The sequence below is a fragment of the Propionivibrio sp. genome, from assembly GCF_049316945.1.
Taxonomy (GTDB): Bacteria; Pseudomonadota; Gammaproteobacteria; order Burkholderiales; family Rhodocyclaceae; genus Propionivibrio.
Genome location: NZ_JBMOJE010000119.1, coordinates 1 through 13,909, shown reverse-complemented (window position 1 = coordinate 13,909; position 13,909 = coordinate 1). Strand labels below are relative to the sequence as shown.

The window sequence follows — 13,909 nt, the reverse complement described above, 5'->3', positions numbered from 1 at the left end:
AGCCAAGCACCACGCCGACGATGTTCTTGCCGATGTCGTGCACGTCGCCCTTGACCGTGGCCATGACGATCTTGCCCTTGCTGGTCGCGCCGGTGCGCAGCTTTTCGGCCTCGATGTAAGGGATCAGGTGAGCCACAGCCTGCTTCATGACGCGCGCCGATTTGACCACCTGCGGCAGGAACATCTTGCCCTCGCCGAAGAGGTCGCCGACGACGTTCATGCCGTTCATCAACGGGCCTTCGATGACCGACAGCGGCGGTTTTCCAGCCGCTTCCAGCGCGGCGCGGCATTCTTCGGTATCGGCCACCACGAAGTCGGTAATACCCTTGACCAGCGCGTGCGAGAGGCGGGCGTCAACATCGAGTTCGCGCCACGAAAGATCGGGGCCGGTGTCTTTGGCTTTGCCTTCCTTTACTGTCTGCGCAAACTCAACGAGCGCTTCGCCGGCTTCCGGGTTGCGGTTGAGCACCACGTCCTCGACCTTTTCGCGCAGCACCGGATCGAGATCATCGTAGATGCCGACCATGCCGGCGTTGACGATACCCATCGAGAGGCCGGCCTTGACCGCGTGGTAGAGGAAAACGGTGTGGATCGCCTCGCGCACCGGGTCGTTGCCGCGAAAGCTGAAGGAGACGTTGGAGACGCCGCCGGAAATCTGCGCGAACGGCAGATTGGCGCGAATCCAGCGGCAGGCTTCGATGAAGTCGACGGCGTAGTTGTTGTGTTCCTCAATGCCGGTGGCGATGGCGAAGATGTTCGGGTCGAAGATGATGTCTTCCGGCGGGAAGCCAATGCCGAGCAGCAGATCGTAGGCGCGCTTGCAGATTTCGGTCTTGCGCTGGTAAGTGTCGGCCTGCCCGGCTTCGTCGAAGGCCATGACGATCACCGCCGCGCCGTAACGGCGTGCGAGTTTGGCGTGATGCAGGAACGCCGCCTCGCCCTCCTTCATCGAGATCGAGTTGACGATGCCCTTGCCCTGGATGCATTTGAGACCGGTCTCGATGATCTCCCATTTGGACGAATCGATCATGATCGGCACGCGCGAAATGTCCGGCTCGGTGGCGATCAGCTTGAGGAAGCGATCCATCGCCGCTTTCGAGTCGAGCATCGCCTCGTCCATATTGATGTCGATGACCTGCGCGCCGTTTTCGACCTGCTGGCGGGCAACGGCCAGCGCATCGTCAAAGCGGCCTTCGAGGACCATGCGCGAAAAGGCTTTCGAACCGGTAACGTTGGTGCGCTCGCCGACGTTCACAAACAGCGAATCCTTGCCGACATTGAACGGCTCCAGCCCGGACAGGCGCAGCTTCATTTCGATGACCGGAATCGCGCGTGGAGCAACAGCGGAAACGCCCTGGGCAATCGCCGCAATGTGCGCCGGCGAAGTGCCGCAGCAGCCGCCGACGATGTTCACGAAACCGTGCCTGGCCCAGTCGACGATTTCGACCGCCAGTTGCTCGGGCGTTTCATCGTAACCGCTCGGCGACAGCGGGTTAGGCAGGCCGGCGTTCGGGTGTGCCGAGACGAAGCAGTCGCAGATGCGTGACAGTTCCTCGACGTACTGGCGCAGTTCGGCGGCGCCAAGCGCGCAGTTGAGGCCGAACGACAGCGGACGAATGTGACTGAGCGAGTTCCAGAAGGCTTCGGCGGTCTGCCCGGAAAGCGTGCGCCCGGAGGCGTCGGTGATCGTGCCGGAGATCATCACCGGCCAGCGTCGGCCGACTTTCTCGAAAAACTGTTCGATCGAGAACAACGCGGCCTTGGCATTGAGCGTGTCGAAAATCGTCTCGACCAGCAGGATGTCGGCGCCGCCATCGGTCAGGCCACGGATGGCTTCGCTGTAGGTGTCGACGAGCTGGTCAAAGCTGGTGTTGCGATAACCGGGATCGTTCACGTCCGGCGAGATCGACGCCGTGCGCGACGTCGGCCCGAGCACGCCGGCGACGAAGCGCGGCTTGGCCGGGTCTTTGGAAGTGAATTCGTCGCACGCCTCGCGCGCCAGTTTTGCACCGGCAAAGTTCAGTTCATAGACGAGGCTTTCGAGCTTGTAATCGGCCTGCGATACGGCCGTGGCGTTGAAGGTGTTGGTCTCCAGAATGTCGGCGCCGGCTGCCAGGTATTCAGCGTGGATGCCGCGAATCACCTCGGGTCGCGTCAGCAGCAGCAGATCGTTGTTGCCCTTCAGGTCATGCGCGTGATCGGCAAAGCGCGTGCCACGATAATCCGCTTCTTGCAGCCGGTGGCGCTGGATCATCGTTCCCATCGCCCCGTCGAGGATCAGGATGCGTTGTTCGAGCAGGGCGTTCAGTTCAGCGGTGCGGTCGGGTTGCATGGTATCTACCTTGTTGTTCTGCGATATGTGTCTTGTTACATAAAAGAAAACCCGTCGGCGCAAAGCGCGACGGGTTTTCAGGTTCGGCTTCGCTTTGGCGAATAGGAAAGTCGACTTATTTCAGCGCCTTATTTCAGGCTGGCAATGTAGTCGATGACGGCATCCACATCGGCAGCCGGAATCTGGCTGGTGGCTCCGGTCATCAGCGCATAGACGCGTTCGCCGCTGCCCGAGCGGTAACGGTCGAAGGAAATGCGCAGGTATTTGGCCTGCTGGCCGGCTATCCGCGGTACCGGCACGATCTCAGCACCACGCGCCTGTTCACCGGGCAGCAGCGGCACAACATCCATTCCTCGCGCCTGTTCGCCGTGGCAGCGCGCGCAGAGCTTGTTGAAATGGGCCGCTCCCTTGCTGGCCATCGGGCCTGGGATAGCAACCGACGGGATCACCGGCGCATCGGAGTAATAGAGCGCGACAGTTGCCCGTTCGCGATCGCCAAGCACCTTGATCAGACGCTGCATGAAGTCGTCCTTGCGCGCGCCGGTTTCGAATTTCATCATCTGGGTGAGCAGGTAGTTGGGGTTCTGGCCGGCCAGATTGGGCACTTCAGGGTATTTGCTGATGCCGGTTACCCCGTGGCAATTGGCGCAAAAAGAGGAATTGGCTTTGCCTTCGGCGAGAGCGCTGCTGCGAGTTGCGGGCGTGGCATTCATGGCCTTGGCCAAGTCAATCTGGGCCGCCAGATCTGTTGCCTGCCCCTGACCCGCGCCGCACAGGGCGAGCAACAGAAGGCATTTGCCGAACCAAGGGGTGATGAACTGGCGGTCAGTAGCGCGCATAGATTTCCCGCTGAAGCGTTAGGGCTAAAGCAGTAGATTATAGACGTCTCAAGCACGCCTTCGGAAAAAATCAGTGCGCTAACCAGCCATTTGACTCAGAGGTTGTGAAAAAATACCTAGCCCCCACCGCAGAGACGCAGAGGTTTCGCAGAGATAACCTTTTAAAACGAATCGAATTCTCCGCGTTTCTCTGCGTCTCTGCGTCTCTGCGGTAGGTTTTCGATATTTTCACAGGCTCTCAGACGATGCCTGACAGTGGAATTGTCTCCTGAGGCAAGACAATGCTTGAGTTGCATCCAGCCGCCCTGGTTACCCCTTGGGAACAAAATTGCTGCTGGTCCGCACCACGCGACCACCTTCGTCGAAGTGCACGTTGAAATACACATCCATACTCGGTTCAACCTTGATTTTCCAGTCCCAGACGTGTTCCTTCTTGAGCGGGAAGTAATGTTCCCTGGCCGGCTTGCCGAGCAGGCGACGCACCTGTTCCTTGCTCATGCCTTCCCTGACCCTGGCGAAGTTTTCTTCGCTCAGTACCTGCCGCACTTCAAGCAGCACCTTGTCCGGGCCGAACACGATCATGTAGTTGACGATACCCTCCGGTGTGCGCGGGTACTCCCAGGTCAGGGTGCCGTCGGCGTCCGTCCACTCCATCGTCGGCGGCCCCATGATCTCGCGCACGTTCTGCGCCGTCGAAATTCCCGGTTTCAGCTTGTCCAGATTGATGCCGTCACAGGCCGGCAGGAAGGCTGCGATCAGGCCCGAAAGCAGTCCGGCAAAGAGTTTCTTCAGCATTCCGCCGGCCTACTTGCCGAGCAGGCCGAGCCTGGAAGCCTGCCCTGCGTACTTGTTGTACTTCCCGGCCAGGTCAACCTTGGCCGTGGACTGCTTGACGATGGGCAGGAACCTGGCGCCGTTGGCCTCCGAAGTCGTGCGCTTGAAATACTGCGTCGCCGCATCGTCGCCGCCGGTCAGGATTCCGCGCGCATCGTCGAAGCTCATGTTCTTGACGGCGTTGGTGAGGATCGGCCTGGCTTCGACAACGGCCATTTCCGCCGCGCGATTCATCGTCTCGATCAACTCGTCGGCCTGCTTCTTCATGCCGAGCGTGCGCATCATTTTCTCGGCAGAGCGCAGCGATTCAGGCAGGGGTATCTTCACCCGCGCATCGCCCATGAAGCCGTTGGGCTTGCCAAGCTGCCCGACCGCCACATCGGCGCCCCGGGTAAGCGCCTCCTTCAGGCCAGAAGCCGTGTCCTTGCTCGACAGGCCATCGACACCAACCGCCGTTGCCTGCGCGGCGAACGCCAATGCGCTTACAATCCACAGGATGTTGAATGCCTTGAATAGATTTGAGCCGGGACGCATGAGTCTCTCCTTCAGTGAAAATGCCGTCGATCAGCATGAGGCGCAAGATTATCTGATCGTAATGGCATCAAGCAAGCGCTTGCGCACGCCGTGAAAAAGCCGCACATCCCCGCCTGGCTGCGGCGTTTACTTTATCTCAGTGCCCGACACCGCTACTACCCGCTGGTGGTGGCCTCGATCGCCTTTGTCTCGACAACGACCTTCGCCTTCCCCTTCGTGATGGTGCTGATACCCGCCGTCCTTATCGCGCCCCGGCGCTGGCTGGTGCTCGGCCTGCTGTGCGGAATTTCCAGCGGCATTGGCGCCGCCGTACTGGTTGAAGTTTTCAATTACTTCGGCAGCGAGTTGGTTCTATCCCGTTTTCCGGAATTGGTCGAGTCGGAACGCTGGCAGTTCGCCAGCGACTGGCTGAAAAGCTACGGCCTGTTCGCCCTGATGATCATTGCCGGGTCGCCCATACCACAGACGCCCGCCCTATTCTTCTACTCGCTGGTCAATCCATCGGTGCCCGGCGTTCTCATCGCCGTCGGTATCGGAAAAACGGTCAAATACGTCTTTCTGGCCTGGGCAACAACGCGCTATCCTGCACGTTTTTTCGACTATCGCTAATCTGCTGACAGCCGCATGGCTGCAAGCCAATAGGCACGGCCATCTTGAAGGCATGTGCGGCAGCAGGCCTGGTCCACGGCGCAGGCTTTGAAAGTGGTGGAAGTTCTGGTGAGTCGCTCGCTGGCAAAGGTGTTCCGCCAGTCACTCGTTCAGCCAGGGCCGGACTTGGGTTGGTATTCGCCACCCGGGCGGTCAAAAAGATCGATAAGATACTGGTTTTAATCCTGTATATTACAAATCCGGGGCTGGACGCGGCTGTAATCGACAGTCGTGGCGCACCCGAAAAAGAGCATGGCTGCAAGCCAATAAACACGGCCTTCCAGGGTGTCAATGCCCGGAGAGCCAATGTCCATGCGGCATCCGCGTCACACCTCCGCAAGATTGCCTGTTTACGGGTATGTTGGGGCGGTGGCTGAAAAGCAGCTCTGCTCTTGTATTATCGACAAACTTTCTATGCGGAAGCTTTCTCATGAGTTCGACCGATCTGTTCAAGTGGTCCGACGACTACAGCATCAACATCGAGGAAGTCGACGAGCAGCACAAAGAACTGCTCTGCCTGATTCGCGAGCTTCATGTGGCCATCCTTGAGAATCAGGGCAAGGCGGGCTTGCGCGAGATACTCAACCGCCTGACACAAAGCACGCGTACCCATTTCCTGCTTGAAGAGAGCCTGATGCGCCTGTCGCATTACCCGGGCCTGGATATCCACAAGCTGCAGCATCGGGATCTGATGGCTGAGGGGCAGGCGCTGCAGCAGCAACTCGACAACAAAAACAAGACCATCGACTTCGAACTGCTGAAGTATCTCAACAAATGGTTGCTTCAGCACATCAGCGAGAGCGACATGCTGTTCAGTGTCCACTTCCAGCAAGCCGGCCTGCTTCAATACGCGGCCTCGGGCAAGCAGATCGCGCCGACGAAGAAGAAGTGGTGGAAGTTCTGGTAATTCGCTGGCCGGAAAAGGTATTGATGCTGGCTTGTCGTGACCCGTTCACTGCTCGGCAACGCCGGTGTTGCCGGGAAGGCTGCGGAACATGTCCGGCGACAGTTCGTGTTTCTGCAGGAGTCGGTAGAATTCGGTGCGGTTGCGGTCGGCGATGCGGGCGGCGTCGGCCACGCTGCCATCGGTCAGTTTGAGGAGTTGCACCAGATAGTTGCGTTCGAAGCGCAGCTTCGCCTCGGCATAGGACAGGGCCTCCATGGCCGGGCCGCGCAGGGCGCGCTGGACGAGGGTCAGGTTGATCAGCGGCGTGGTGGCCAGGGCGCAGGATTGTTCCACCACGTTGAAGAGCTGGCGGACATTGCCCGGCCAGGCCGCGCTGGCCAGCGCTTCGAGCGCTTCCGGGGCAATGCCGGTGATTCCCTTGCCATACTTCTTTTCCAGTTGCTGCACAAAATAGGCGGCCAGCAGCGGGATGTCCTCGCGCCGCTCGTCCAGGGGCGGCAAGGTCAGGGTGACGACGTCCAGCCGGTAGTAGAGGTCTTCGCGGAACTGGCCATCGGCCATGGCGGCTTCGAGGTCGCGGTGGGTGGCGGACAGCACGCGCACGTCCACCGGCTCGGCGCGGGTGGCGCCGACCGGCCGTACCGCCCGATCCTGCAGCACGCGCATCAGCTTGACTTGCAGTGCCAATGGCATGTCGCCAATTTCGTCGAGGAACAGCGTGCCGCCGTCGGCCGCCTGAAACAGGCCGACGTGCGCACTGGCGGCGCCGGTGAACGCGCCGCGCACGTGGCCGAAGAGTTCCGACTCCAGCAGTTGCTCGGGAATCGCACCACAGTTGATGGCCACGAAAGGCGCCTTGGCGCGCAGGCTGGCACGGTGGATGGCGCGCGCCAGAACCTCCTTGCCGGTGCCGCTTTCGCCGCGGATGAGGACGCTGGCGTCCGAGGTGGCCACCACCCGGGCTTCCTCCAGCAATTCCGCCATGCGGCTGTTGCGGAAGACGATGCCCTGCCGCCAGACCTCGCCATTGCCGGTCTCCTGTCCGGCGCTGACCGGGGAAAGTTGCAGGGCCTGCTGGATCTTCGCGAGCAGGATCTTGCTGTCAAAAGGCTTGGTCAGATAGCCGAAGACGCCCCGTGACATCGCCTGCACCGCATCGGGAATCGTTCCGTGGGCGGTCAGCAGGATGACCGGCAGGGTCGGCCGGGTAGACCGGATTTCGTCGAACAGGGCCAGTCCATCTTTGCCTGGCAGGCGGATATCGCTGAGAACCAGTTGCGGCGGCTCGACTGCAATGCGCACCAGCCCTTCCTCAGCGGAGGTTGCCGTCGACACACGGAAGCCGCAGGCTTGCAGGCGCATGGAAAGGAGCCGCAGCAAATCCTGGTCATCGTCGATGAGCAGGACGTGGGCTGAACCAGACTTCGAATCAGGCTTCCGCGCAAGGTTCATCGCGGGGCTCCGGGCAGGCCCTCTCCGCCTTTCGGACGGAGCGGAAGCGAGCGTTCGATCTCGGCCAGGGCATCGAGCATCTCCTGAAGTTCATCGCTCCGGGTCATGCTTTCCTTCAACTGCTGCACAAGTTTTTCGTTCTGGATCACAAGTTTCTCGTTCTGTAAGTGAAGTTTCAGTCGCTCGCTGTATTGATTGGCCAGTGCCCGGGCCAGCGGATGCAGGCTGGCCGCCGCAGGGTCGCCGGATTTCAACACACCTTCCAGCAATCCAATCGCCCGCACGAGATCCATCGGACCGCGCGGTTGCCCCAGCAGCATGGCCATGCGAACCTGGGTCGCCGGGGTTTGTGGAATAGCTGCAAGCACGATGCGTTCCCGCGCCAGTTCCTTGGGCGGCATGCGATGAACCCGTTGCAGGTAGCCGAGCAGCGGCAACATCGCCGTCTCATTGACCATGACCACCTCAGGTGCCGGCGGCGCTTCTACCTCCGGTTCGGGCACCGGCGGGGTGGCGCAGGCGGCCAGCAGGACAGTGGCCAGCAGCCCAAGCCACAGCGTGCGCAATCGATACGTTTTCATCGGTGCAACCGTTCAGGCTGGCAATTCACAGGGCACCTCAATCCGGAAATTTGCCCCGGAACCATAGTCGCTGCCGGGTACCAGCAGTACCTGACCGCCCATCGCCATCATCAGTTCGCGGACAATCGACAAACCCACGCCACTGCCTTGCCGCGGCGTCGGGGAAGCGCGGCTGCCCTGGACAAAGGGCTCGAAGATACGTTCCGCATCCTCGGCGGCAATGCCCGGCCCCTGGTCGATGCAGGCGATGCGTATGAGGTTGCCCAAGGACTCGGCCTGCAAACGGATGACCCCGCCCTCCGGGCTGAAATCAATGGCATTGGAGAGGAGATTGTCGAGCGCCACCAGCAATTTTTCTCCGTCCAGCGTCGGCGCGATCGCCGGGGCTTCGCTGAGCACGGTCAGTCGGCGCGCCTGAATCTGCAATTCGCGGCCGCGTACGGCGTCGGCCAGCAGTTTTCGCAGAAGTACTGGCCGGTAATGCAGGCGGCGCGCCTCGAAGGCGGCGGCATTGAGACGGAGCAGGCTTTCGATATGCCGCTGCAGGGCCATCACGTTGTGCTGCAGGATATCCACCACTTCCTGTTGCGATCCGCCAAGGTGCCCCACCACCTCTTCCTGCAGCAGCGCAATGCCTTCACGCAACGCCGTCAGCGGGGTTTTCAATTCATGCGAGACATGGCGCAGGGTCCGCTCGCGGTCCGACTCCAGTTCGCCCAGGCGTTGTCTCAGCCAGTCCAGGCGGCGCGCCACGCGCCTGAGGTCAGCCGGCCCGCGCACGCTCACCGGTTCGTCAAACTTGCTCTCGCCAAGACGTTCGATTGAACGTTCGAGACTGCCAATCGGTCGCGCCAGCCACCAACTCATCGCCAAGGCCACCAGAAAAGCTCCGGCCACGGCGGCCGCCACCAGCCGGGCGAGGTGCAGGCGACTCTGTTCCAGTCCGGTCAGCATCGCCGCCTGCCGCTCGTCGATCCAGCGCCGGCCGTAAAGCCCCAGTTCGCTGTTGACCTCGGCCAGCCGGTTCAGAAAAGGCAGCAGTTCGGCCCGCGGCGCTGATCGGTGAAGGCCCTGGCCGAGACTCTCGATGGTCTGACGCCAGGCGCCGGGAAGTTTCCCCAGAGCCTCTCCGGAGATCGACTCCAGGCGCGTTACCGCAACCTGCGAGTGGGCAACATTCTCGTCGAAGCGAGCGAGCAGGGCCGGGTCGTTGAGGACCATGAACTGACGGGCACTACGTTCGAGATAGACCGTCCGCTCAGCGAGTTCCTGGATCGAGGCGCTGAGCTGCAGCGCCTGTTCGCTGCCCAGCCGGCTTTGTTCGACAAACTGCTCGAGCACCAGCCAGCTTCGTACCGCGGCCCAGCTCAGCAGCAAGGTGATCAACAGAAATCCAGCCAGCATGCTTTGGCGGAACGAAATTCGAATCATGTCAAACGCACTCTCCGGGCAGCGAAAAAAGTGGCGGCTGGTCTGCTTCGTAGCCTGGCGGGCGCAAACAAAGCGGCAGAGCCGTTGATCCTGGCCAAGGGCGAAACGATTTCCTAGTTTAGACCAGCCGCCGGACACCGTGCGCAACAAATTGCGCTCAGGCGGCCTTGAAACAAGAGGTGTTTGAACCAGAAACAAGCCTTGATTCAGGGTGTTACATATCCTGTCGCTGTTTGGCGACAAGGCAAGTCATTGTGTCTTAAGGCATTTTCAATAATGGCCCGCGCGTCTGTCGCTATTTCCCGACAGCTTCCTCGCAAAAGCCCGGCTGACGAGTCAGGCTGCCAATCCGCCGGACTGTTTCTTATGGGAAATTTCGGCCTGGCACGGATCTCGCTAATGGGGTTGCCTAGTCCATGTTCACTCACAACCGAGAAGGAAAATCCATGTTCAACAAACCCAGCGTCTTTGGCCGCAACGACCCCGTCACCCGCCGCGATGCCACGCCCGTACTCGGTTCCACACCCCAGTCAGCCGCGCCAACGCCTGACAAGAGCGCGACTGCCACGAAAAATCCCTCAGAGAATACTGCGCCCGCCCAACCGGGAACTGCAGCGAACGCCCCTGCACACGCCTCGGTCGCCAGCAACAAGGAATCGTCCGCCAACGATAACGTGATGGGAGCCCGCCTGATCGTTGGTCCCGACGTCAAGCTCAAGGGCGCCGAAATCCTCGACTGCGACACCCTGGTGGTCGAAGGCCGGGTCGAAGCGACGATGGACAGCCGGGTCATCCGGATTGCCGAGAAAGGCTCTTTCGCCGGGAAAGTCAGCATCGATATCGCCGAGATCCACGGCACGTTCGAAGGCGAACTGACCGCCCGTTCCCAACTGATCATTCATTCGACCGGGCGGGTGAATGGCACGATTCGCTATGGCAACCTGGTTGTAGACGAGGGCGGCGAACTGGGCGGTGATATCAACGTCCTTTCCGAGAAAGTTGAGAAAGTGGCCGCCCAGTCGAGGTCCGTTAATGAGCCGTACGTCACACTCAGCGCGGCCGCCGGCTGAGAACTCCCTGGAACCCAACGGAATCGCCTCATGCAGAACGAAATCATCGTCGCCCGGCTGGCGGAAAAATCATGCTCCCCGGGCGGGCAGGCCAAACGTCCGCTTGATGCAGAGTGTCGGCTTCTTCCGTCCCTTCGGCCGCTCTGGGGTCTCCTGCCGCGCCGTCGTGAATACGATATTCGTCCGGCGCGAACCGCGCACCACCATGGCCTGGTCAATATGCTGGTACAGCAGATGTACTCCTGGCGCGGCTACAACACCGAAGCGGTCGGGCACCGAGCCGATGACGCGAACCGGGTAACCCTTGCCGCCTGGCATTTCGATGAGGTTGTGGCGACCCTGACCCTGGGCCGGGATTCATCTGCCGGCTTGCTGGCGGACGCGCTTTACCCTCATGAAATCGCCAGCTTGCGTGGCACGGACCGTGTCGTCTGTGAAGTGTCGCGGCTGGCGGTGGACCCGGATTTCAGCTCCAGAGGCTTGTTGACGGCCCTTTTTCAGGCAACCTATAAGTTCGGAAAAAACATCTTCGCGGCGAGTGATGCGGTGATCGAGGTGAATCCGCGCCATGCCCGCTACTATCAGCGGCTCCTGGGTTTTCAGCAACTTGGCAAGCTGCGGCAGTGCCAGCGTGTCGACGCGCCGGCGGTTCTCCTGCACCAGGAGATTGATAGCATTGTCATCCCGGGCGATGACTCATGTTGGGACGCGTGCACCAACTGCGGCTTCCACCTCGCGTTCCCGCACTGCGCTTGACGGGACATCCCGCCCCCGATTCGATTCGTGTTCAATCAACACCACCCGAAGTGAGGCTGGACCCCGGTGCCGGTGATGGCGCACGGGCCCTGATCGGTCGTGCGCCAGTCGCGATTTTCCCGCATCGGCCGGCGAAAGGGGTAGCATTGACAGACGGGATAAAATCAACGAGCAGCAATCTGTAGTTACCGTTCTGCAACGACCCTGCAACAGCCAAAAACCAGCCTTCCCGTTTCCGTGAAAAGGAAACAGGGCACTTTCGGGTCATTGCCATGAACAAGATCGACACCTCCAACTGCGAGACCGAGCCGATCCGCTTTCCGGGGGCGGTCATGCCGCACGGTGCGCTGCTGGTGCTGCAGGGGACGTCGGGGATTATCGAGGCGGCCAGCGAATCCTGTAGCGCGTTGTTCGGCCTGTCCCCCGAAAGCCTGCTGGGGCGGAACTTTGGCAATGTTTTTGGCCGGCAGGTCGAGGCCGCTCTCTAGGCCGCCCACGGTGATGGCCTGCAGCCAGCCGAACTTCTGTCATTGAACGGCAAGGCGCTGAGCGAGCAGGAAGGCAGTGCCGGTCTGCTCGCAGTCGTCGCTGCGGATGGCTTTGCCTTGCTGGTCGACAATACGCTTCAGACCGCCGGCAGCGTGCCTGAATCAGGCCGGATTCTCGAATTGCAGCGGCGCTGGCGCGAGTGCGAGAGCAGTCCGACCCTGTTCGCCTCCAACGCTCTTGGCCGCGACCTCGGGGTGGATGACGCCGGCGACGGGGTGGCCGGGGCCGTCTTTGTCTCACTGCGCGACCGGCCGGACATCCCCATGATCTGGTTTCGCCGGGAAGCGCTGGCGCCTGAGCGTTGCCGACAACGACGTCGGCGTCCTGCCCGAGCAGAGCGGCCGGCTGTTTCAGGTGTTCCAGCGCCTGCAGTCGCGCGCCGCCTACGAAGGCACCGGCATCGGCCTGGCGTTGTGCCGCAAGATCGCCGAACACCATGGCGGCAAGATATGGGTTGAATCGGCTGGCGAAGGACAGGGCAGCCGGTTCTGCGTTGAACTGCCCAAGCCGGATCCATCGGCAGCCATCAATCAACCTGCTGGCCGTGACTAGCCGTTTCGTGTGCAGGCGCCGTCGGCCAAAGAGGCCGGACAGGATTCATCATGAAAATTCAACCACAAACCGGGTTGGATGCAGGGTAATTTTGTTCTACTGCTAACCCATTGATTTACCGATATTCCGGGCTTGACCCGGAATCCAGTTCGTTTATCAAACTTTTCTTTTAACATCTTGATCAGATGGACGAATCTGGATTCCGGGTCAAGCCCGGAATGACGACGGATGGCTAGAACAAATTTACCCTGGGGTTGGCTGGGCGAAAGGCGCTTTTTTCCGCTAGAGTGCAAAGGTGATATTTTTACCGGCTTGACCAACAGTGGAGAAGCGTATGCAGGGAGGCGAAAAGTGCTGAAGTCATTCCTTGGTAAATCCTTTGGCGCCAAAGAGGCGAAGGAATTGCCGTCGGGAAGTGCCCATCAGGGAAAGATCGACCTGGGTCGGATCAGGACCTTGATCGAGTTTTTTCCGATCGGAAAAAAACTGCGCTATTACCCCGAGTTCAAGAAGGAAATCGTTTTCGACACCTTTGTCGTCGCCTACTGCGTGAATGGCCATTTCGTCTATTCCGGCGAAGCCATCGATCGCGATTCTGAAGGCGTTCCGACAGTTTTCCGCTCAGGAGAAAGCGAGAAGCGGATTCCTGCTGCCAGCCTCAAGCTGTTCCAGTTGCTCGTTCCGGATACCTCCGATCTTGAAATGAAGCTTGACTATCAACGCCGCGCGCTCATTGGACGAGGGCGGCAATTCAACAAAGGCAATTACATTTCCCTGATCTCCCATGCCGGAGGCAAGGGCGTATCGACGGTGGATACCGAGGTGGCGGCGAAGATCCTGCTCAAGGACGGCCCCTACGCGCAGACGAACATGATCCTGCTGACGCCGGAACTGGATACCCTGGCGGTAACCGATCAGCGCCGGTCGGGGCGTGCAAGAACCTGTGCCCCGGTCATGGTGTCATTGCCCGAAGGAACGTTTACCGGGCCGTGCACGATCGTCGATATATCCGAAGGTGCGGTGCGTATCCGCGTGCGCGACCGCGGTGCCACGCTGCCGGCAATGCAACCGGTGGTCGAAGTCACCCTCGACATCGATCTTGGCGAGTCGGAACGGCACTACACCATCAAGGGGGCGGTCATCCGCCGTTCTCCCGAGATCTGCGTGATTCAGCTGGAGTGGTTGTTGAAGGATGGAAAATTCAACAGCCTGGGTCCGCTGGACCTTCTCCAGTTGAAGGCCGGACTGCTCAACTACGGCTAGCCGCACCTTCCATTATTCCATTACCGTTCGCGGGTCGCCTGTCAAAACGCAGCAGCCGGCCTGGAAGGCCCGTCAATAGGCGATCTACGCATGGTATGCCGTGACAAGCCCGTGAATGCTGCCTCCTGGCGGGCACCCTCTGAAGATGCCCGTCCTGCTTG

The 13,909-nt window shown here is 60.6% G+C and carries 14 protein-coding genes and 1 pseudogene; 8 read left to right on the top strand and 7 right to left on the bottom strand.

Annotation, left to right across the window (positions count from 1 at the left end; translation table 11 throughout):
* The 4 genes from metH to ACOYNV_RS20810 form a co-directional block, all read right to left on the bottom strand.
* On the bottom strand, positions 1–2,332 hold a 2,332-nt coding region (gene metH / locus ACOYNV_RS20825; RefSeq protein WP_422901730.1), incomplete at its 3' end, for a methionine synthase.
* 128 nt (positions 2,333–2,460) lie between these two features.
* Positions 2,461–3,171 (bottom strand): c-type cytochrome, encoded by a 711-nt coding sequence (locus ACOYNV_RS20820; protein WP_422901729.1) that lies wholly within the window; start codon positions 3,169–3,171, stop codon positions 2,461–2,463.
* A 309-nt stretch (positions 3,172–3,480) separates the two neighbouring features.
* Positions 3,481–3,966, bottom strand: coding sequence for an outer membrane protein assembly factor BamE domain-containing protein (bamE, locus tag ACOYNV_RS20815; RefSeq protein WP_422901728.1), 486 nt, complete (start codon positions 3,964–3,966; stop codon positions 3,481–3,483).
* Positions 3,967–3,975: 9 nt separating this feature from the next.
* Positions 3,976–4,539 carry a DUF4197 domain-containing protein gene (locus tag ACOYNV_RS20810; RefSeq protein ID WP_422901727.1) on the bottom strand — a complete coding sequence of 188 codons (564 nt, stop codon included), beginning with the start codon at positions 4,537–4,539 and terminating at the stop codon, positions 3,976–3,978.
* A 90-nt stretch (positions 4,540–4,629) separates the two neighbouring features.
* On the opposite strand from ACOYNV_RS20810, the gene ACOYNV_RS20805 reads away from it, so the two are divergent.
* Both ACOYNV_RS20805 and ACOYNV_RS20800 read left to right on the top strand, forming a co-directional pair.
* Positions 4,630–5,148 carry a YqaA family protein gene (locus ACOYNV_RS20805; protein ID WP_422901726.1) on the top strand — a complete coding sequence of 173 codons (519 nt, stop codon included), beginning with the start codon at positions 4,630–4,632 and terminating at the stop codon, positions 5,146–5,148.
* Positions 5,149–5,617: 469 nt separating this feature from the next.
* Positions 5,618–6,094, top strand: a complete 477-nt coding sequence (locus ACOYNV_RS20800; RefSeq protein WP_422901725.1) for a bacteriohemerythrin — start codon at positions 5,618–5,620, stop codon at positions 6,092–6,094.
* A gap of 45 nt (positions 6,095–6,139) precedes the next feature.
* Here the strand turns inward: ACOYNV_RS20800 and ACOYNV_RS20795 are convergent, their stop codons facing one another.
* Genes ACOYNV_RS20795 through ACOYNV_RS20785 form a run of 3 tightly spaced genes read right to left on the bottom strand, consistent with a single transcriptional unit; the run spans position 6,140 to position 9,558 of the window.
* The gene (locus ACOYNV_RS20795; protein WP_422901724.1) at positions 6,140–7,546 is read right to left on the bottom strand and encodes a sigma 54-interacting transcriptional regulator; all 1,407 of its coding nucleotides are present in this window, start codon (positions 7,544–7,546) and stop codon (positions 6,140–6,142) included.
* Positions 7,543–8,127, bottom strand: coding sequence for a permease (locus tag ACOYNV_RS20790; protein ID WP_422901723.1), 585 nt, complete (start codon positions 8,125–8,127; stop codon positions 7,543–7,545). Before ACOYNV_RS20790 ends, ACOYNV_RS20795 begins: the two co-directional genes overlap by 4 nt.
* 12 nt (positions 8,128–8,139) lie before the next feature.
* Positions 8,140–9,558 (bottom strand): sensor histidine kinase, encoded by a 1,419-nt coding sequence (locus tag ACOYNV_RS20785; RefSeq protein ID WP_422901722.1) that lies wholly within the window; start codon positions 9,556–9,558, stop codon positions 8,140–8,142.
* 446 nt (positions 9,559–10,004) lie between these two features.
* On the opposite strand from ACOYNV_RS20785, the gene ACOYNV_RS20780 reads away from it, so the two are divergent.
* The 6 genes and pseudogenes from ACOYNV_RS20780 (at position 10,005) to ACOYNV_RS20755 (ending at position 13,748) form a co-directional block, all read left to right on the top strand.
* Positions 10,005–10,628 carry a bactofilin family protein gene (locus ACOYNV_RS20780; protein WP_422901721.1) on the top strand — a complete coding sequence of 208 codons (624 nt, stop codon included), beginning with the start codon at positions 10,005–10,007 and terminating at the stop codon, positions 10,626–10,628.
* Between the two features lie 30 nt (positions 10,629–10,658).
* On the top strand, positions 10,659–11,384 hold the full coding sequence (locus ACOYNV_RS20775; RefSeq protein ID WP_422901720.1) for a GNAT family N-acetyltransferase: 726 nt from the start codon (positions 10,659–10,661) through the stop codon (positions 11,382–11,384).
* 272 nt (positions 11,385–11,656) lie between these two features.
* A complete protein-coding gene (locus ACOYNV_RS20770) occupies positions 11,657–11,872 on the top strand; it encodes a hypothetical protein (protein WP_422901719.1) in 216 nt (71 codons plus the stop codon).
* A 42-nt stretch (positions 11,873–11,914) separates the two neighbouring features.
* Positions 11,915–12,208, top strand: a pseudogene (locus ACOYNV_RS20765) (hypothetical protein); the annotation flags it as partial.
* Positions 12,209–12,227: 19 nt separating this feature from the next.
* A complete protein-coding gene (locus tag ACOYNV_RS20760) occupies positions 12,228–12,485 on the top strand; it encodes a sensor histidine kinase (RefSeq protein ID WP_422901731.1) in 258 nt (85 codons plus the stop codon).
* A gap of 351 nt (positions 12,486–12,836) precedes the next feature.
* Positions 12,837–13,748 (top strand): PilZ domain-containing protein, encoded by a 912-nt coding sequence (locus ACOYNV_RS20755; RefSeq protein WP_422901718.1) that lies wholly within the window; start codon positions 12,837–12,839, stop codon positions 13,746–13,748.
* The last annotated feature ends 161 nt before the right edge of the window (positions 13,749–13,909 follow it).

What these genes read in the sequence shown, in the direction of transcription:
- ACOYNV_RS20820 (WP_422901729.1), bottom strand. Translation starts at nt 3,171, where the DNA reads ATGCGCGCTACTGACCGCCAGTTCATCACCCCTTGGTTCGGCAAATGC.
- bamE (WP_422901728.1), bottom strand. Translation starts at nt 3,966, where the DNA reads ATGCTGAAGAAACTCTTTGCCGGACTGCTTTCGGGCCTGATCGCAGCC.
- ACOYNV_RS20810 (WP_422901727.1), bottom strand. Translation starts at nt 4,539, where the DNA reads ATGCGTCCCGGCTCAAATCTATTCAAGGCATTCAACATCCTGTGGATT.
- ACOYNV_RS20800 (WP_422901725.1), top strand. Translation starts at nt 5,618, where the DNA reads ATGAGTTCGACCGATCTGTTCAAGTGGTCCGACGACTACAGCATCAAC.
- ACOYNV_RS20795 (WP_422901724.1), bottom strand. Translation starts at nt 7,546, where the DNA reads ATGAACCTTGCGCGGAAGCCTGATTCGAAGTCTGGTTCAGCCCACGTC.
- ACOYNV_RS20790 (WP_422901723.1), bottom strand. Translation starts at nt 8,127, where the DNA reads ATGAAAACGTATCGATTGCGCACGCTGTGGCTTGGGCTGCTGGCCACT.
- ACOYNV_RS20785 (WP_422901722.1), bottom strand. Translation starts at nt 9,558, where the DNA reads ATGATTCGAATTTCGTTCCGCCAAAGCATGCTGGCTGGATTTCTGTTG.
- ACOYNV_RS20780 (WP_422901721.1), top strand. Translation starts at nt 10,005, where the DNA reads ATGTTCAACAAACCCAGCGTCTTTGGCCGCAACGACCCCGTCACCCGC.
- ACOYNV_RS20775 (WP_422901720.1), top strand. Translation starts at nt 10,659, where the DNA reads ATGCAGAACGAAATCATCGTCGCCCGGCTGGCGGAAAAATCATGCTCC.
- ACOYNV_RS20770 (WP_422901719.1), top strand. Translation starts at nt 11,657, where the DNA reads ATGAACAAGATCGACACCTCCAACTGCGAGACCGAGCCGATCCGCTTT.